At 63.2% G+C, this 18,420-nt stretch carries 13 protein-coding genes and 1 tRNA gene; 6 read left to right on the top strand and 8 right to left on the bottom strand.

Annotation, left to right across the window (positions count from 1 at the left end; translation table 11 throughout):
- Positions 1 to 83: 83 nt before the first annotated feature.
- Positions 84 to 3,092: a M14 family zinc carboxypeptidase gene (locus C4S68_RS01405; protein WP_103931241.1), complete on the top strand. Its 3,009-nt coding sequence runs from the start codon at positions 84 to 86 to the stop codon at positions 3,090 to 3,092.
- An 89-nt stretch (positions 3,093 to 3,181) separates the two neighbouring features.
- On the opposite strand, the gene C4S68_RS01400 is transcribed toward C4S68_RS01405, so the two are convergent.
- Both C4S68_RS01400 and C4S68_RS01395 read right to left on the bottom strand, forming a co-directional pair.
- The gene (locus C4S68_RS01400) at positions 3,182 to 5,641 is read right to left on the bottom strand and encodes a GH92 family glycosyl hydrolase (protein WP_235011280.1); all 2,460 of its coding nucleotides are present in this window, start codon (positions 5,639 to 5,641) and stop codon (positions 3,182 to 3,184) included.
- 66 nt (positions 5,642 to 5,707) lie between these two features.
- Positions 5,708 to 5,796, bottom strand: a tRNA-Leu gene (locus tag C4S68_RS01395).
- A gap of 171 nt (positions 5,797 to 5,967) precedes the next feature.
- Here C4S68_RS01395 and C4S68_RS01390 point away from each other — a divergent pair.
- The 3 genes from C4S68_RS01390 to C4S68_RS01380 all read left to right on the top strand — a co-directional run bounded on the left by C4S68_RS01390 (position 5,968) and on the right by C4S68_RS01380 (position 10,257).
- Positions 5,968 to 7,221, top strand: a complete 1,254-nt coding sequence (locus C4S68_RS01390) for an ABC transporter permease (RefSeq protein ID WP_103931240.1) — start codon at positions 5,968 to 5,970, stop codon at positions 7,219 to 7,221.
- Between the two features lie 127 nt (positions 7,222 to 7,348).
- Positions 7,349 to 8,605, top strand: coding sequence for an ABC transporter permease (locus tag C4S68_RS01385; protein ID WP_103931239.1), 1,257 nt, complete (start codon positions 7,349 to 7,351; stop codon positions 8,603 to 8,605).
- 179 nt (positions 8,606 to 8,784) lie between these two features.
- Entirely contained in the window at positions 8,785 to 10,257 is a 1,473-nt protein-coding gene (locus C4S68_RS01380; RefSeq protein WP_103931238.1) for a lipase maturation factor family protein, read from the top strand.
- A gap of 115 nt (positions 10,258 to 10,372) precedes the next feature.
- Here C4S68_RS01380 and C4S68_RS01375 read toward each other — a convergent pair whose 3' ends face one another.
- Positions 10,373 to 10,648, bottom strand: a complete 276-nt coding sequence (locus tag C4S68_RS01375; RefSeq protein WP_103931237.1) for an anti-sigma factor family protein — start codon at positions 10,646 to 10,648, stop codon at positions 10,373 to 10,375.
- Between the two features lie 187 nt (positions 10,649 to 10,835).
- Positions 10,836 to 11,561, bottom strand: coding sequence for a sigma-70 family RNA polymerase sigma factor (locus C4S68_RS01370; protein WP_235011279.1), 726 nt, complete (start codon positions 11,559 to 11,561; stop codon positions 10,836 to 10,838).
- Between the two features lie 165 nt (positions 11,562 to 11,726).
- Between C4S68_RS01370 and C4S68_RS01365 the strand changes: the two genes are divergently transcribed.
- Both C4S68_RS01365 and C4S68_RS01360 read left to right on the top strand, forming a co-directional pair.
- Positions 11,727 to 14,081 (top strand): lytic transglycosylase domain-containing protein, encoded by a 2,355-nt coding sequence (locus C4S68_RS01365; protein ID WP_103931236.1) that lies wholly within the window; start codon positions 11,727 to 11,729, stop codon positions 14,079 to 14,081.
- 188 nt (positions 14,082 to 14,269) lie between these two features.
- A complete protein-coding gene (locus C4S68_RS01360; RefSeq protein WP_146071968.1) occupies positions 14,270 to 14,557 on the top strand; it encodes a hypothetical protein in 288 nt (95 codons plus the stop codon).
- A 97-nt stretch (positions 14,558 to 14,654) separates the two neighbouring features.
- Here the strand turns inward: C4S68_RS01360 and C4S68_RS01355 are convergent, their stop codons facing one another.
- The 4 genes from C4S68_RS01355 to C4S68_RS01340 all read right to left on the bottom strand — a co-directional run bounded on the left by C4S68_RS01355 (position 14,655) and on the right by C4S68_RS01340 (position 18,335).
- On the bottom strand, positions 14,655 to 15,614 hold the full coding sequence (locus tag C4S68_RS01355) for a hypothetical protein (protein WP_235011278.1): 960 nt from the start codon (positions 15,612 to 15,614) through the stop codon (positions 14,655 to 14,657).
- Positions 15,615 to 15,759: 145 nt separating this feature from the next.
- Positions 15,760 to 16,686 (bottom strand): glutamate formimidoyltransferase, encoded by a 927-nt coding sequence (gene ftcD, locus C4S68_RS01350; RefSeq protein WP_103931234.1) that lies wholly within the window; start codon positions 16,684 to 16,686, stop codon positions 15,760 to 15,762.
- 78 nt (positions 16,687 to 16,764) lie between these two features.
- Positions 16,765 to 17,511 (bottom strand): acyloxyacyl hydrolase, encoded by a 747-nt coding sequence (locus C4S68_RS01345; RefSeq protein WP_235011277.1) that lies wholly within the window; start codon positions 17,509 to 17,511, stop codon positions 16,765 to 16,767.
- A gap of 83 nt (positions 17,512 to 17,594) precedes the next feature.
- Positions 17,595 to 18,335: a YebC/PmpR family DNA-binding transcriptional regulator gene (locus tag C4S68_RS01340; RefSeq protein WP_103931232.1), complete on the bottom strand. Its 741-nt coding sequence runs from the start codon at positions 18,333 to 18,335 to the stop codon at positions 17,595 to 17,597.
- Positions 18,336 to 18,420: the final 85 nt, after the last annotated feature.

The following is an 18,420-nucleotide window of genomic DNA, read 5'->3' as shown; positions in this document are numbered from 1 at the left end:
TACACTATCAGTCCCACGACACAAATGACCCGGCGGAGCCCGTTAACGGCTCTGCGTTTCACCTTGAATGCAGGAAGGATCCGATGCGTTTTCAGCACCTTCGTTTCGCCGCTCTTCTGTCCCTGTTGGCCGTCTCCGCCGCAGCTCCCGCCCTCGCGCAGTCCGGTCTGAACCCCACCTTCGACCGCGATCCGCATCAGGCCGTCGATCAGGAATACACGAAGAAGATGAAGGAGTACACCACCGACTCGGCCTACACCTCGCCGCTGGTCGACTATCTCCCGGCCTCAAACACGGTGCCGACGCCCGCCAAAGTCCTCGGCGACGTCGCCGGCGCGCCCAACATGCTCCCCTACGCCGAGGACACCTACAAGTACTTCCGCATGCTGGAAAGGTCCTCCCCCCGCGTGAAGGTCGTCACCATCGGCCATAGTGAAGAAGGCCGCGAGATGATCGCCGTCGCCATCGCGGATAAGGACCTGCTCGACAAGCAGAAGGAGAACGACGCCCGCCTCGCCAAGCTCGCCGACCCGCGCCTCATCGGCATGGATGATGCCAAGGCCCGCGCCCTCGTCGACGCATCCTTCCCCGTCTACTACATCACCGGCACCATCCACTCGCCCGAGACCGGCGCGCCCACGGCCCTGATGGAGCTGGCCTACCGCCTCGCCGTTGATGACTCGCCCTACATCAAGTACATCCGCTCGCACATGATCGTCCTCATCACGCCGGTCGTCGAAGTCGACGGCCGCGATCGCCAGGTCGACCTCTACAAGTGGCACCGGGCACATCCGGATCTGCAGTATCCGCGCCTCGTCTACTGGGGCCACTACGTCGCGCACGACAACAACCGCGATGCCATGGGCATGACCTTGAACCTCACCAACAACGTGCTCTCCACCTACCTCGGCTGGCACGCGCAGGTGCTGCATGACCTGCACGAGTCGGTGCCGCTGCTCTACGACAACACCATCGGCGACGGCCCCTACAACGCGTGGATCGATCCGCTGTTAGCCGATGAGTGGCAGGAGCTGGGTTGGAACAACACCGCCCAGATGCAGAGCTTCGGCATGCCCGGCGTCTTCACCCACGGCGACTTCGACACCTGGAGCCCCGGCTACCTGATGTTCCTCGCCGGCCTGCACAACGGCATCAGCCGCCTCTATGAGACCTTCGGCAACGGCGGCGCCGACACCGAGAAGCGCATCCTCTCGCCCGAGGACTACTCGCGTACCTGGTACCGCCAGAACCCTCCACCGCCGGTGCTCACCTGGTCGCAGCGTGACAACAACAACTACGAGCAGAGCGCCCTGCTGACGACGCTCTCCTACTTCTCGAAGAACACGCACCACTTCCTCGAGAACTACTACCGCAAGAGCAAGCGCAGCATCGAGAAGCCCGCGACAGAGGGTCCCGTAGCCTACGTCCTGCCGAAGAACGACGCCGAAGCCAACCGCCAGGTGCAGCTGCTGAAGACGTTGCAACTGCAGCACGTCGAGCTCAGCCAGCTCGACGAAGCCGCGACGGTGAGCATCCCCGCCGCAAAGCGTGGCGACAAGCCCACCACCGTCAACCTGCCCGCAGGCAGCTACGTGGTTCGCATGGACCAGCCGTTCTCCCGCATCGCCGATGCCCTGCTCGACAAGCAGTTCTGGGCGCCCGACGATCCGCAGAAGCATCCCTACGACGACACTGGCTGGTCGTTCCCGCAGCTGTTCAACGTGAAGGTCGTACGCGTCACCGATGTCGCCTTCGCGAAGAACAAGATGTCGCCGCTGCCGGATCCCTCCGTCGCCACAGGTCACGTGGACGGAACAGGCAGCCTCTTTGCCGTATCGAACACCGGCCAAACGTCGCTGCTCGGCCTCGTCTTCAAGCTCAAGCCCGAGCATGTCTCCATCGCAGAGAAGGCCTTCGATCAGGATGGCAAGCACTTCAATCCGGGAACGTTGCTGATCCACGATCTTCCCGACACGGATGTCACTGCAGCGCTCAAGACTGCTTCGCTCGACAGCGTTCGCATCGCGACGATGCCTTCGGTAGCCACGCACACCGCCGCTGCTCCGCGCATCGCCTTCATGCACTCCTGGCTGGCAACGCAGACCGAAGGCTGGTGGCGCTATGCCTTCGACAAGGCCGGTGTGCCCTATGACTACATCAGCACGCAGACCATCGGCGGCATGTCCGATCTGCGTGGCAGGTATGACGTCATCGTCTTCGCTCCGGTAGGCCACGCAAGCTCGGATCAGATCCTCAACGGCACTCCCATGTACGGCAATGCCACGCCCTGGGAGAAGACCGACCTCACACCCAACATCGGCGTACTGGATCACACCACAGACACGCGTCCCGGCATGGGCTACGACGGGCTAAAGCACCTGCGCGAGTTCATCGAGAAGGGTGGCCTCCTCATCACCTGCGAGGACACCGCGCAGTTCGCCATCGAGATGGGCCTCGCCCCCGGCGTCAGCGTCTCACGGGGCGATGCTCGCGTCGTAGGCACGGTGCTCAACTCCACCTTCGTCACCCCCGAGCATCCGGCAGCCTGGGGCTATGGCGCCAACCTGCCGGTGATGAGCGCCGATGGCATGACCTTCAGCGTGAGCAACACCATCGGTGGCCGCGGAGGCCGCACCCTGATGGATCCCTATCAACAGCGGCCCACAGGCCGCGGCCTGGTCGGCGATGCCGACTTCCCGCAGGGCCGCAAGATCATCGAGCCCGAACCACTCCCGCAACCCAAACCCTGGGAGCCGCGTCCGCTCAACGAAGAACAGCTGCGCAACAATCCCAGCGTCATCCCCGAGCAATATCGGCCTGAGGTCGTGCTCCGCTTCACCGAGACGAAGGATCTCCTGCTCTCCGGTCTCCTCGATAAAGGCGGCGCTATCGCAGAGCATCCCATCGTCGTCGATGCCCACCTCGGCGCCGGCAACGTGCTGCTCTTTGCCAACAACCCCGTCTATCGCGGCGAAACCGTCGGCTCCTACCCGCTCGTCTTCAACGCCATCATGAACTTCGATCACCTGCAGCGGCAGCCCCCCGCTCCAAAGAAGGATGCTGCGAAGAAGGAAGCGCCCATGGAGAAGTAATCCGCAACCCTCAGCCTTCAAAGCGAAAGGGACATCTCCGTGAAGAGATGTCCCTTTTGTGTATCCGCCGTCACAGGCCAACCTGCAGCTTATGGCTCAAAGGAGGGCGGCACGTCAGACGCCCCCGTTCCCCAATGCGTCTCGGGCGCCGTTCCAAGCTCAAACTCAAGCCGCCCGCCGCGCTGCACGAAGCTCTGCGGCAACCATGTGCTGCTCGCTGCTTTGCCATCCACCTTCAGGCTCTGGACATACGGAGCATTCGTTCCCGCGCCATGCGCCTTCACCACGATATCGCCCGCGCCCCGCCGAATGGTGATGCTCTCAAACAACGGGCTCCCCAGCACAAGCTCTGCGCGCCCCGGAATCTCCGGATACATCCCCATGGCGGCCCATACATACCAGGACGACATCTCGCCCAGATCGTCATTGCCCGGCAGACCGTTCGGCTTGTTCGTCCAGATGGAGTTCAGCACCTTGCGCACCGCTTCCTGCGTCTTCCACGGTTGCCGCAGAAAGTCGAAGAGCCACGGCGATGCAATCGAAGGCTCGTTGTTCAGCTCCGCATGCAGTGGGCCGGAGTTCGTCACGGCGAGGCTGCCGTCCGCGTTATAGAAGAACGCGTTGAGCCGCTCGCTCGCCTTCGCATCTCCACCCATCATGTTGAACAGGCCCTTCGCGTTGAACGGCACCATCCACAGGTACTGCGCTCCGCTGCCCTCGACAAATCCCTCCGTCGACTTCGGATCGAACTTCGGCCACGTGCCATCGGCGTTGCGGTTCTGGATATATCCGCCCTCCGGCGTCGCCTGCGGATTGAAGATGTTCTTCCAGTACTGTGCGCGCTCGAGGAAGCTTCGCTGCATCGCACCATCACCCATCCGCCGCGCCAGCTCCGACATCGCAAAGTCCGCCGCCACATCCTCGAGTGTGTCCGCCGCCGGCCCCCAAGCATGTGCGCCGACCGGGATGTAATGCAGCTTCATCCATTGATCCAGCGAAGGCCGCTGTCCCACACACTCCACCGGACAACCCTCTTCGCTCAGATCGTGTGCTGTCGGCACAGTCGCCGCCTGTAGCAGGGACCTGTACGCAGCCTTCGCATCGAAGTTGCTTCCACCAAACGCCAGAATGTCCGCAATCGCAGGAGCCGCCGGGTCTCCGTTCATCACATGCGTGATGCCGGCATTGTGCGTCCAGCGATCCCACTCGCCACCATTCTGGGTAGCCTGGTTCAGCAGCGACTGCGCAAGGTCCCCTGCGATCTGCGGCTCGATCAACGTGAGCAGTTGCAGCTGCGACCGGTACACATCCCAGCCGGAGAAGGTTCCATACTGCGCCTTCTGCGGTGCCACCACGGTGTGCACCTTGCCGTCCATGCCGAGATAGCGTCCATCAGAATCGCTGTAGAGGTTCTCTCCCATCAGCGTGTGATACAGCGCGGTGTAGAAGACCACCTGCTCATCCGGCGTGCCGCCTTCGATCTCGATCTTGCCCAGCGCCTGATTCCACGCAGCGTGCGCTTTCTCTCGCACCATGTCGAAGGTCGTCCCCGCAGGGCTCTCCGCCCGCAGGTTCTCTTTAGCACTGCGCTCGCTGACGTACGAGACCCCAACGCGGATCCCCACAGTCTTGCCACCAGATGCATCGAACGCAACCCACGCACCCGAACCCTTCCCCGGCGGAATGAAGCCCTTGGGGCCATACGTCGTTCCGCCATGCGCTTCGGTCGAGCCCGCCTTCACCGCAGCATCCTGCCACGTCCCCGTAGCCGTGAACGGCGTATCAAACTGTGCAACGAAGTACAGCGTGTAGTAGCTGTGCCGGTCCGCCGTCCCGATGTAGCCGCAGAAGTTGCCACTCGTCACCGAACCCGAGATCGTCCGCGTCGCCGCGTCAATCTTCACCTGCGCCTCGCTGCTTCCCGTCTCCGAGTTCGAGGTCCGAACCAACATCACCGCCGCCTTCCCCGCCGGATAGGTGAACCGCCCCGCTCCCGTGCGCGGGGATGCCGTCAGCTCGACGGCCACGCCATTGGCCAGTTTCACCTTGTAATAGCCGGCTTTGGCAGTCTCGTCCTCATGCGAGAATGTGCTCCCGTAAACCTCGGCGCGCAGATCATCGGCAGGCGACGACGTGACTTCGCCAACGTACGGCATGAATGGGATATCCCCGCTCGCACCGGCACAGCCCGTGCCCATCAGGTGCGTGAGGGAAAACCCGCTGATGCGATCCGAGGAGTACTCATACCCTCCCGGGGCCGCAGGCCGTCCCGGGTCATCGATTCTCGATCCCGGAACACCTTCCACGCGTGCACGCGGCCGGTGCCGCGGCTCCTCCGGGCTCCAGGCCACCATGCCCAACGGCACCGTCGCCCCCGGATAGTCATTGCCGCCGTTGGTCGTCCCAATGATCGGATTCACCAGCGCCGCAGGATCGCGAAGCGGACCTCCACTTCCCTGCGCCCGAACCTCTGCCGCTCCGGCTACAAACAGGCCCAACAGCCCTGCCGCACATCCAGCCCGGAGGCCGGTCCACATCGAGTTCCGCATCTACGCTCCCAAGGCGATCTGAAGCCGCTCCCCATCGCATCGACCGAAGCCTGGCTGCTGATTCCATGGTGCCGGGAGGGGGACTTGAACCCCCACGTCGCTTTCGCAACTGCGGATTTTAAGTCCGCTGTGTCTGCCGATTTCACCATCCCGGCGCGGTGTGTCAGACCGATCCTACCCATCCTACCGTAGCCAATCCCTGCCGTAACCAGTCCCGGGCCGGCCCTCATGTTCCACATGACCTCCCGCAAGTCCACCCCACCCGGGAACCATCCTCTTCCTTTGCGCGTATCAACGCTCAACCGCGCAACCTGCGGTCGAACCCTATGCCGATTCGAGAGATCATCCTCCAGACGCTTGCCGCTCTCCGCGAAAGCAAGTTGCGCAGCTTCCTCACGATGTTCGGCATCGTGTGGGGCATCACGTCCGTGATCCTTCTCGTCGGCCTCGGCATCGGCTTCAATCGCGATCAGCATGAGCGCATGAAGGGCCTCGGCACCGACATCGCCATCATGTTCGGTGGCAAGACCGACCTCCCCTGGGAAGGCTATGCTCCCAACCGCGACGTACGCCTCAATATCTCCGACGCCGAAGCGATCCGCGACGGCGCGCCCCTCATCAAGACCGTCTCGCCCGAGATCCGCGCCACCGTCCAGCAGGTCAGCCGCTACAACGCCTCCAATCGCGCCGTGCGTGGTGTTTGGCCGCAGTACCAGAGCTTCCGCTCTCTCACCGTCTCCGAAGGCCGTCTCATGTCCGACGAAGACGAGAAAGACGGCGCCCGCGTCGTCCTGCTCGGCTTTGACAGCGCCCGCCAGCTCTTCCCCGGCAAGCCCGCCATCGGCGAAACCGTCATGATCGCGGGCTATCCCTACATCGTCATCGGCGTCATGGAGAAGAAGAAGCAGAACGGAAGCTACGGCTCAGGGCCGGACAACTCGCAGCTCTTCGTGCCCTTCAGCGCGATGGAGCGCGACTTCCCCATCACCGGCAAGAACATCACCGAAGGCTCGGTTAGCAACATCGTCATTCAGCCTGTCTCCGCCACGCTGCACAAGCAGGCGGTACGCCAGGTGCGCGCCATCCTCGGAGCCCGGCACCACTTCGACCCCGTGGATCCCGACGCCATCTGGACCTGGGACACGCTCGAAGGCGCAGAGTTCACCGACCACATCTTCGGCGCCATGACGTTGTTCTTCGCCATCGTCGCCCTGCTCACGCTCGCACTCGGCGGCATCGGCGTGATGAACATCATGCTCGTTGCCGTCACCGAACGCACCCGAGAGATCGGCGTCCGTAAGGCACTCGGCGCCACGGCCACCGACATCCGCCGCCAGTTCCTCGCGGAGTCCGCGGTGATCACAATCCTCGCCGGAGCCATCGGGCTCGCAGGCGGCACAGGGCTCTGCCTCATCATGCGCCTCATCCCCATGCCCGACTTCATTCCGCACCCTGCGATCTCGTCGCTCGCGATCATCGCCTCGCTGGTCACACTGGCCGCCATCACCGTCTGCGCAGGAACGTACCCAGCCCTGCGCGCCGCCCACATGACACCGATTGAATGCCTCCGCACCGACTGAAGCCCCAGAGTGATTCATGGGCTTCAGTCATGTGTGACTCGAAACCCGAAACTCACAACTCACAACTCACAACTCGTTGATTCCATCTTTCCTAGGCCCTACCCCCTGACTCTGAGCCCCGAGCCCTATGCAATTTCGTGAAGCCATCTCGCAGTCGGTCTCTTCGCTCAGGCGCAATCGCCTGCGCTCGGCTCTCACCATGCTCGGCATCGTCTGGGGACTCGTCACCGTGGTGCTTCTGTTGAGCTATGGCCGCAGCCTCGGCCAGACCGTCCTCAACGGCTTCCTCGGCCTCGGGGACAACGTCATCATGGTCTGGGGTGGCCAGACCTCCATGCAGGCCGGTGGCGAGCGCGCAGGGCAGAAGATCCGCTTTCACGCCGGCGACATGGAAGCCGTCCGCGACTCGCTGCCCTTCCTCAAAGCCGTCTCCCGCGAGACCGACGACACCTTCGCCCTCAAGTACGGCGACAAGGTCGTGAACATCTCCGCCAAGTGCATCGACCTGCCCTATGGCGGCATGCGCAAGCTCATCGTCGACCAGGGCCGCTACTTCGAGCCCTCAGACTTCAGCGATCATCGCAACGTCATCATCTTCGGCGCTCACGCCGCGCAGCAGCTCTTCAACGGCTACCCTCCCGTCGGCGAGACCATCGAGGTCGAAGGTCATCCCTTCACCGTGATCGGCGTCCTGCGCAACAAGATCCAGGACTCCTCCAACAACGGCCCCGACAACGAAAACGTCTTCGTCCCCTTCGACACGCTGCGCGAGATTCGTCAGCAGCGCGATCCCAACTCCATCGTCTTCCAGCCATCCTCCGGCGACCAGCACCTGCAGGCCCTGCAGGCAGTTCGCACCGTGCTCTCGCAGCGCTATCACTTCGATCCCAAGGACGAAAAAGCCGTCCCCGCATGGGACACCGTCGAGGACGCAAAGCAGATGCTGCAGTTCAACATCGCGCTCGAGGTCCTGCTCGGCCTCATCGGCGCGATGACCCTCGCCGTCGGCGGCATTGGCGTCATGAACATCATGCTGGTCTCCGTCACCGAGCGCACTCGCGAGATCGGCCTGATGAAGGCCCTCGGCGCCCGCCGCCGCGACATCCTCGCCCAGTTCCTCATCGAGAGCCTGGTGCTCACCTTCCTCGCCGGCGCCATCGGCATGGTCGTCGCCGTGGCCGCCGGGTACATCATCCCGCCCATGCCCCTCTACTCCGAGATCTACAAGACCGCCAACCATGAGGGCGACATCGTCCTGCGCGCGAGCATGGGAACCCTCGGAGCCAGCTTCATCATCTTGACCATCGTCGGCGTCGTCTCCGGATTTCTCCCGGCATGGCGCGCAGCCCGCATGGACCCCGTCGTCGCCCTCCGGCATGAGTAGTCGCTGCAAGTAATTGGCCTCACCAACGCATGGCCCGAGGCGCAGCACGCACCTCGGGCCTTTCTCGTTCTGGTAAGCCTGGCAATACGCAGGCTGGCCCCGTACTCTTCTCCTTGGAACGAGATCTCCCGCGGCTCAACTCAACTGCGTGCCCTCTTCCCGACCTCAGCAGCCCAACCATGCCCTGGCACCACGCGTACTTCGGCAACCTGTCGCTCACTCGCCTGCTCCTGCAGCGTGGCATGGCCACGATCTATGCGTTCGCGTTCCTCACGGTGCTGCTGCAGGGCAAGCCACTCATCGGCACGACCGGTTTGCTCCCCATCCCCGAGTTTGTAAAGGGCATCAAGTTCCGCCAATCTCCAAGCCTCTTTCACTGGCGCTACTCCGATCGCATGCTCGACGCGGTCTCCGTCACCGGGCTCCTCGTCGCCCTCTGCGCCATGCTGGGCCTCACCGACGCAGGCCCTCTCTGGCTCTCGATCTTCTCCTGGCTTCTGCTCTACGCCCTGTATCTCTCCGTCGTGAACGTCGGGCAGGCCTTCTTTGGCTTTGGCTGGGAGTCGATGCTGCTGGAGGCGGGCTTCTTTACCGCCTTCCTGGGCCCTCGCCCCGTCGCGCCCTCGGTGATCCCCATCCTGATCCTGCGCTGGATGCTCTTTCGCACCGAGCTCGGCGCAGGGCTCATCAAGCTTCGGCATGACGCCTGCTGGCGCGACCTGACCTGCCTCTACTACCACTACGAGACCCAGCCCCTGCCCAACCCGCTCAGCTGGTACTTCCATCGACTTCCCAAGGCCACGCATCGCGGCGGGGTCCTGTTCAGTCACTTCGTGCAGGTCGTGTGCCCCTTCGGTCTGTTCGCTCCACAGCCCTACGCGTCCATCGCAGCGGGTCTCTGCATCGCGCAGCAGCTGTGGCTCATCGTCTCGGGCAACTACGCTTGGCTCAACTGGCTCACTGTGGTGCTGGGCATCGCCGGCTTCTCCGACGAGATCCTTTATCGCGTGCTGCCCTTCATCGCTCCGTATGCGACGCAGCCCGCGCCGCTCCCCTTCACGATCCTGCTATGGAGCCTGGCAGCGGCTACCGCAGCTCTCAGCGTGCAACCACTCCTCAACCTCTTCTCGCGCCAGCAGCGGATGAACTTCAGCTACAACCGCTATCACCTGGTGAACAGCTACGGCGCCTTCGGCTCGGTCACCCGCGAGCGCTACGAGATCGTCCTCGAAGGCACCTCCGACCAGCTCCTGACGCCCGCCACGATCTGGCGCGAGTACGCCTTCAAGGGCAAGCCCGGCGATCTCCATCGCATGCCGCCGCAGGTCGCTCCCTACCATCTTCGCCTCGACTGGATGATCTGGTTCCTGCCCTTCACCGTGCAGGTCACCGCCCACGGCATCCATGTCCCGAGCTACCAACTCTGGTTCGCCCGCCTCCTCAAGAAGCTGCTCGTCAACGATCCCGCCCTGCTCAAGCTTCTGCGCGCCAATCCATTCCGCGGCGAGCCGCCCGCGATCCTTCGCGCACAGTTCTACCGCTACCGGTACACGGATGCAGCGACCCGGCGCACCACCGGCGCGTGGTGGACCCGCGAACTCCTCGGCGAATATGTTGGCCCCGTCAATCTGGAGACACTGAACGCAATCTGAGCGTCGCTCTCAAGAGCCACAAAGGAAAACGCTGCCCTGTGGAGGGCAGCGTCGTCACATTCAAAAAATCGCTCGAGAGATCCGAATCCATAAAGAAACGGGACTCGCCGGAAGACTACTTCACTCCGGCAGACGTTTTCTCGCCGACCGTCGTTTCGACGTGCTTGCGGCAACGGTCCATAATGGCGCCGCGCAGCTTCGACGACAGCTCGTCCGGAAACTCGTAGGGCTGGTGTCCGCGATACACATCAATCGTCTGGCGAGTGGTGTCCACAACCACCTCACAGTGATGACACGAGCCGAGGTGTTCCTTTACCTCTGTAAGCAGCTCCGCGTCGATCTGACCGTCAAAGTAGTCGGTAAGTTTCGCCAGAAAATCAGTGCAATTCACTTCAAGCCCTCATCGCGAGCCATGGCCGCAAACCGCTGCGCCACGCTCTTCAGCATCAGATTTCACCACGCCGCGCGTGCGGTCGTGTCGCCTTGCATTCCGTCCCGCGGCTTCTTCGAAGCCACCGCGAAATCAGTCAGGTCGACTACCCCTGGCCCCATACCATCGACCTGCACCACCACACCTGTCAAGCAGGTGTAGCAGCCTTGCGGAAATACCGGCTCAACCTCTCGCGAAGTTGCAGCCGGGCCCGCAGAAGACGGCTTTTCACCGCCGGAACACTCAGTCCCAGCGCTTCGGCCGTCTCTTCGGTCGACAGGTTTTCGATGTCTCTCAAGGTGAAAACGGTTCGAAAACCCGGAGGGAGACCCGCAATTGTCTTGCGCAGGATATCTCCCAGTTCAGATTGCGAAAAAGTCTGCTCCGGGTTGGGCCGCCATTCGGCGAAGTCGCGCGGAATCGAACCCTCGTCCGTCTCCACATCCTGGTCCATGGACACAGTCTTGGACGTCTTCCGCTTGCGCAGGCGCATCAGGCTCTCATTCACGGCAATCCGAACCAGCCAGGTCGAGAACTTCGAGTTCCCCTTGAACTGGTCCAGCTTCTGAAATGCCTTGAAAAAGACGTCCTGGGTGATGTCTTCGGCGTCCTCGCGGTTCTGCGTAATGTGCAGGGCCGTGCGGAAGATCTGCCGATCGTACTGGCGAATGAGCTTTTCAAAGGCCGCGGTGTCGCCCGCGCGCGCCTGTTCCACGAGCAGCACATCGGGATGTGGCTCGGCGGCGACGCCCTCGGGGGCCTCTTCGGTGGAGTCGACCGCGATCTCGTCGGTCGGCTCCAGTTCCTGGTCGATGCTGGAGAGTTCGGCTGCCATGATGCTGACTCTTCTAGTGTACAGGGTCTGCGGGCGCAAGACTCCATGGAGTCATCCACCAGCCCTCCCATTGCAACCTGAGGTTCCTTTCGCAGTACTCTTCCCCCCGGAGACCGCAAAGAGCGTCGTAGAGTCCAATAGAGGGTCCGGATAACAAGGGGCCACATTCGGGCCGGGACCGGGGGTTTGCAGTTGGGACACAAAATGAGCAAAGGCTGGACGATGGTGACGGCGACGCTGCTGATAGCAGCGCTGGCCATAAACAGCCCTGCCCAGACGGCAAAAAAGAAGCACAGCACCGCATCGAAGGGCACCGCCGCGGCCAGCAGATCGAAATCCGCCCACGGCAAGACCGCAGCCCACACCGCCGCCGCCTCCAAATCCCGGCACGGCCACCCGGCACGCGCAGTCCCCGAGACCGCCGAGAGCCGCCGCCTGCACGCCGCCTTCGTCGCTTCCTCCACGCTGCGGCCCATGGCCCAGCAGCTCGCCAGCACCCGCAGCGTCGCCGCCTACGCCGGCGTTGCCGCCTACGCCCGCTCCCACAGCGGGGACGCGGGCTCGGCCGCACAGCTTGCGCTCGGCCACGCCTACATGATGGACCACCGCTACTCCGAGGCGGAGGCAGCCTACCGCGCTGCCGGTTCCCGCGACGCTGCCCTCGCCGACTACGCCGATTACCTCGCCGCCCAGGCCGCCGTAAACGCCAACCACCCCGCCGAAGCCGCGCCGCTGCTCGAACACTTCGCCGAGCGCCACCCCGGTAGCCTCTTCGAGCCCAGCGCCCCCGTCCTGCTCGCCAAGGCCTACCTCACCGCCAACGATCCCCAGAACGCTCTCCGGGTGCTCGCGCCGCTCGAGGCCAGGCTCAACACCGCGCCCCCCGGCATCGAGGCCACGCCCACCCAGCCTCCGACCAACCTCGACCTCCGCATGACACTCGCGCGGGCCTACCAGGCCTCCGGCAACCTCGCGAAGGCAGCGGGCTTCTATCGCGGCATCTTCCTCGGCGCCCCAGTCTCCAGCGAAGCTGCCACCGCACACCAGCAGCTCGACGCGATGAACGTCCCACTCACCCCGGTCGAGCGCAAAGAGCACGCCGACGCCCTCTTCAACGCCAAGCAGTACGGCGAAGCCGCCAACGAGTACCGCTCCCTGCAGCGCTCCGGCTCCGGCCTCAACCAGGCCGACCGCGATGCCCTCCAGATCTACGCCGCCGTCTGCGATCTCCGCCTCAAGAAGCTCACCCGTCGCGACGTCAGCAACCTGCCCGTCACCAGCGACGACACCGCGGCGCTGCGCGTCTACCTGCAATCCGAGCTGGCCCGCAGCGAAGGCAACGCCGCCGAGCAGGACGACCTCGTCCACCAGCTTGTCGACCGCTACCCTCAGAGCCGCTGGACCGAGGAAGCTCTCTACTCCGCAGGCAATAACCACCTCGTCCGCCGCGACACCCTGCAGGCCGCCGACGACTTCGCCTCCCTGGTCGAGCACTTCCCGCGCAGCACCTACGCTCCCAACGCCCACTGGAAGGCCGCGTGGATGTACTATCGCCTCCACCACTGGGCGGATGCCGCGCGCATCATGGATGAGCAGATCAGCCGCTACGCCGGTGGCGCCGAGATTCCCGGAGCCCTCTACTGGCGCGGCCGTCTCTACGAAGAGGAAGAGCACAACCCCGCGCAGGCCGCAAACTACTACCGCGCCCTCGACGCCCACTTCGTCAACACCTACTACGGAATGCTTGCCCGCCAGCGCCTGGCTTCACTCGGCGCTCAGCCTGCCGTCGCCCCGGCGCCAGCCATCGCCTCGCTCCCGGCCGTTGGCAGCTACGACCTCGTCGACTCCGTGCCCGAAAACGATGTCCACCTCATCAAGGCACGCCTCCTCGCCAACGCCGCCCTCAACGAGTACATCCGTCCCGAGATCGCGCTCAGCCCTACCTCAAAGGAGTGGGGCGCACTCGCCGAGGCAGAGATCTACCAGAGCTTCGGCGAGACCACCCGCTCGCTGCAAGCAATGAAACGCAGCGGCATCCCGTTCCTCTCCCTGCCGGTCAGCCAGATTCCTCTGCCCTACTGGCGGCTCGCCTTCCCGCAGCCCTACTGGGCCGCCCTCAGCTCCAACGCCCAGGCCAATGGCCTCGACCCCTTCCTCGTAGCCGCACTCATCCGCCAGGAGTCTGAGTTCAACGCCGGTGTCGTCAGCTACGCCAATGCCTACGGCCTCATGCAGATGCTCCCGTCGACCGGAAAGCAGATCGCCAAGCGCACCGGCGACAGGAAGTTCGCGACCAGCGAGCTCCTGGACCCCAATAAGAACCTGAAGTGGGGAACGATCTACCTGCGCCAGGCCATCGACCGCTGGGATGGCCACGTGGAGTACGCCCTCGCCTCCTACAACGCCGGAGATACCCCGGTGAAGGCCTGGGTCGGCGCCAACGACTATCGCGATATGCCGGAGTGGGTCGAATCCATCCCCTACACCCAGACCCGCGAATACGTGCAGGCCATCGTGCGCAATCGCGAACTCTATCGCGCCATCTACTCCGGCAAGTAGCGACTCGTCAGTCCTGCATCAGTTCACGTCACCGAGCCACCTGCGCCCGCCGACGTGGCCCGTCCTTCGACGCGCGAAGAGTGTGTGATATCGCGGGCGATTCGTCCGTCCCACGAACGTGGAATGTTCTCCCACATACAACGCCGATAGAACCAAAGTAGGAAATGCAGAGCCGGATGGAGGTCACAATGCTCAACGCAATTCAGCTCGATCCCGATCTGCCGCGCCAGCGGAGATCCGTTCGCAGCGGCATTGTCTACTCGGTCCTGGCCATCACTGCCGCCCTGTTCGTCGTCGGCCGGCTTCCCGTATTGGATGCTCTGCTCGCTTCGGCGAACACAGTGATGCACTCCCACAACGATCAGATCGTGAATGCGGTGCTGGGCGTGATACCCTTTGGCTTCGTAGGGGTAGGTAGCTTCGGCCTCGTCTACAAGGCACTCGGCGTTCTGAACAAAGCTGGACGCTCGAGCTAGACCACTCCATCAGCCACGCAGCAACCCGATCCATACGGTACTAAAGTATACAAAGGCGCCCCGAAGGGCGCCTTTCGTAATGCAAGCTGATTTGCTCTTACTTCACAACCTGCTGGAAAAGCGGCGAGGTCAGAAGGCTGGCAAACTGGCTATCCGACGAGGAGTAGCCCACGTTCAGGTCTCCGCCCGTCGAGTCGACGTGCGTCTCATCCAGCGCGCTCTTCTCCAGCGGCGAACCCGAGGTCTTCTTCAGGATCATCACACCCTTCATCACCGTGGCTGCGGTCGCCGCGGTCATCGAGTCGCTCAGCACCACCGTCATGTCGAACTTCACGCCGTTGGAAAACTCCATCGTGTACCGCGAGCTGCGAAACGCCGCCTGCACCGTGTTGTAGTCCGCCAGCTGCGACGCCGAGCCCATCACGCTCTTCATCATCGTCTGGGTGCCCTTCTGATCCAGAAGGCTCCACACGGCGCGCGAATCGACGATGTTCATCTCGTTCATCATGTCGCCGTTCTGCAGGAAGTTCGGCGCCAGGCCGTCACGCGCATCGAGGGACGCCTTCACCGCTTCCTTGTCGCCAAAGACCATCGTCGTCTGGTTCAGGAACGACACGCTCATCCCGCTCGACCCCATCGGGAAGACCTGGTTGTTGCGGACCATGACCGGCTTGATCTTGTTCTTCGTGAAGTACGCCATGATCGAAGCCGTCTGGAACTGCCCCTGCGCCACACCGAGGATGCGCGCGCTGTTCGAGCTGGCGCCCGTGCGGAAGGCCGCAAACGCCAGCGTGTCGGCATCCTGATCCACCTTCAGGCCACTCGTCTTCAGCGCCGTCTCCAGCCGCTTCAGCTCCGGAGGAAGCACGTGGTCCTTCAGCTGCATCGCTGCCGGCGAGTTCTGCATCGCCCGGTAGTCCACCACGATGACCTGCTGCACGTCCTTCGGGATCGACGACCGTGCGTCGCCGCTCAGCTGCGCCGCGTGCAGAGCCGGAGCCCCCGCCAAAACCACCGCCCCCAACGTTGCGGCCCACTTCATCATGCTCATCGCCATATGTCCGTCGCTCCTGTCGCTTCGCGGCTGTACGACCGGCCTCGAGATCACTCTACGCCAATCCACCGCTGTCGCTTCAAATCCTGTTTCGATCGCTTCCTTCTCAATCGATCGCCCACCGGCTACACCGGCCCTGTCTGGACTCTTACGGCCAGGCCAGAGGATGCTTCAGTCTGCGTTCGAGAACCTTCTCTTCCGGATCGAACTGGTGTGTTTGACGTACCCATTCCGAGTTCGGTTCATACGCCTGCTCCGGAATCAAACCGATCAGTTCGCCTTCGGCCAGCGTCGCTCCATGCTTCTCTGCGATCTCGCGGACAGTGTCGTAGACACGCGACATCGGCGTCCGCTGGAAGTCGGTGATGTTCATACTCACCTGCGCGCGGCCATTCGCGAGCACACCCATCGCCTTCACGCCATAAAGGCCTCCGCCCGACGCGCGGATCTCCTTCGCGATCGAACGCGCCTGTCCCACATCGGGACCCGACGACTGCGTCGTCAGGTAGATGTTGTAGGCGATCAGAAACTTGCGCGCCCCGACCGCGCTGGCTCCCGCACTCGCATGCGGCTCCGGGCCGCCCACATCCGGACGCCGCGCAGCGTCCTTTGCGGCATCCCGCACCAGGCCCTCGAACTGGCCCCGCCGCACATCTTCCAGGTTCACGCGATCCGGCCGCGTCGCCGCAGCCTCATAGAAGTACACAGGGACGTGCGACCGCTTCCACAACGCCATCCCGGCCTGGTGAGCCAGCATCGCGCACTGCACCAGCGAGAGCCCTGCGACCGGCACAAACGGGATGACGTCCGCTGCTCCAATGCGCGGATGCTCGCCGCTCTGCCCACGCAGGTCGATCAGCTCCGCTGCCTTCCCGGCGCCACGCACCGCGGCCTCGACGACGGCCTCCGGCGCACCGGCAATCGTCACCACCGAGCGGTTGTGGTCCCCGTCCAGCGAATAGTCGAGAAGCTCCACCCCGTCGACACGCATCGCGCGGACGATCGCCTCGACCGTTCCCCGATCCCGACCTTCGGAGAAGTTCGGTACGCACTCAATGATCTGCAACTCTGCCATGGTCAGTTCTTCGTGCTGTTCTGCTGTTTCGCTACTCAGCTATTTAGCTGTTCCGCTGTTCCGCTGTTCCGCTGTTTCTCACTTCCACCACGAATATCCCACGGAGAACTGCACACTTGCGTTAACACCCGGGTTCTTATCGCCCAGGCTCGCCGACGAGATGTGCACCGCGTTTGCCGAGAAGTCTACCGAACGGTTCGGCTTCACAAAGTAGTGCGCTCCCACACCGAACTGAGGAGTGAAGTTGAACACACTCGTCTCGGTGTTGGGACCATCGTTGTTCAGGTTCAGGATCGGCGAACCAAACGCCGGGTACTTGTGCGTCGTGTACAGCAGACCACCCGCACCCTGCACCCACGGCATCAACCGGCGTCCGTGCGTAAAGTTCCACCGCAGGATGATCGGCGTAACCGAAGCTCCGTGGTACGTCCCACCCACGTTGAACAGCGGCGAGCAATACAGCCCCGGCGAGATCAGCGTCGTCCCCGGCTGCTGCGCTGCATAGCAGTTCGCGCGCTGGAAGGTCGGCGTGTTCGATTGCCAGTACGGAAACAGCTCAATCCCGTACTCGAAGTTGCCCTTCAGGCGCCCCGTACCAATCTCCGACGTCAGCACCTTACCGATGTGCGCACCCGCCATATAGAACTGGAAGCTGTTGCGGTCCTCCGTGAGCCCGATGCCGCCCTGGAAGAGCCCGCCGACCACCCACGCGTTCCGATTGGCCTGAGCGCCCACCGGCGTCACTGTGGTCGGAGCCTGCGCCTTCGCCGCTGCTCCCGCCATCATCACTCCACTCAACAACACTCCCAGCCACCGATTGCGCAATTCGTCTCCTCAAATCGAAAGCCGCCATCGGAGTGGCGGCTCTCTGGTTCTGGACCCTAAACCCTGGACCCTGAGCCCTGTCTCTAAGCCGTTACCGGCTCTTCGTCCATATCGAAGTTGGAGTACACATTCTGCGTGTCGTCCAGGTCTTCGAGGGCATCCAGCAGACGCTGCATCTGCGCCGCCGCCGTACCTTCCAGCTTCGTGTGAATCGAGGCCACCATCGTGATCTCAGCCTGGAGCGTCTCGATCTTCGCAGCCTTCACCGCTTCGTTCACGGCGTTGAAGTCCGCAGGAGCCGTCGTAATCTCCCAGTAGTCGCCGGACTCCGAAAGGTCCTCGGCGCCCGCCTCGAGCACGATCTCCGTCAGCTTGTCCTCGCTCGCCGCATCCTTCTCGACGACCAGCAGGCCCTTCTTCGCGAACATGTAGCCCACCGAGCCGGTCTCACCCAGGTTGCCGCCATGCTTCGAAAACGCATGCCGAACCTCGCTCACAGCGCGGTTGCGATTGTCCGAAAGGCACTGCACGATCACGGCAACGCCGCCCGGCCCGTAGCCCTCGAACTGGATCTCTTCGTAGTTCGCGCCCTCAAGCTCGCCCGTACCCTTCTGGATCGCGCGCTTGATGTTGTCCGCCGGCATGTTCTCAGCCTTGGCCGCCGCAATCGCGGTACGCAGACGCGGATTGCCGTCCGGGTCTCCACCGCCGCCCTTGGCAGCTACCGTGATTTCCTTGATCAGGCGGGTAAAGATCTTGCCACGCTTGGCGTCGAGTGCGCCCTTCTTATGCTTGATTGTTGCCCATTTTGAATGGCCGGACATTGCTGCAACCTCGTCGAATCTCAATCCAGATTTTTGGGTGAGCCAGCTTCGCCAGCCGCTCCGGAAAAGGCACAGAATGCCCAAC

It is taken from the genome of Bryocella elongata (assembly GCF_900108185.1).
Lineage (GTDB): Bacteria > Acidobacteriota > Terriglobia > Terriglobales > Acidobacteriaceae > Granulicella > Granulicella elongata.
This window is presented reverse-complemented; position numbering and strand designations above follow the sequence as displayed.

Coding starts and splice junctions, on each gene's coding strand:
- C4S68_RS01340 (WP_103931232.1), bottom strand. CDS start 18,335: ATGTCCGGCCATTCAAAATGGGCAACAATCAAGCATAAGAAGGGCGCA.
- C4S68_RS01390 (WP_103931240.1), top strand. CDS start 5,968: ATGCCGATTCGAGAGATCATCCTCCAGACGCTTGCCGCTCTCCGCGAA.
- C4S68_RS01355 (WP_235011278.1), bottom strand. CDS start 15,614: ATGGCGATGAGCATGATGAAGTGGGCCGCAACGTTGGGGGCGGTGGTT.
- C4S68_RS01400 (WP_235011280.1), bottom strand. CDS start 5,641: ATGCGGAACTCGATGTGGACCGGCCTCCGGGCTGGATGTGCGGCAGGG.
- C4S68_RS01360 (WP_146071968.1), top strand. CDS start 14,270: ATGCTCAACGCAATTCAGCTCGATCCCGATCTGCCGCGCCAGCGGAGA.
- C4S68_RS01380 (WP_103931238.1), top strand. CDS start 8,785: ATGCCCTGGCACCACGCGTACTTCGGCAACCTGTCGCTCACTCGCCTG.
- C4S68_RS01385 (WP_103931239.1), top strand. CDS start 7,349: ATGCAATTTCGTGAAGCCATCTCGCAGTCGGTCTCTTCGCTCAGGCGC.
- C4S68_RS01365 (WP_103931236.1), top strand. CDS start 11,727: ATGAGCAAAGGCTGGACGATGGTGACGGCGACGCTGCTGATAGCAGCG.
- ftcD (WP_103931234.1), bottom strand. CDS start 16,686: ATGGCAGAGTTGCAGATCATTGAGTGCGTACCGAACTTCTCCGAAGGT.
- C4S68_RS01405 (WP_103931241.1), top strand. CDS start 84: ATGCGTTTTCAGCACCTTCGTTTCGCCGCTCTTCTGTCCCTGTTGGCC.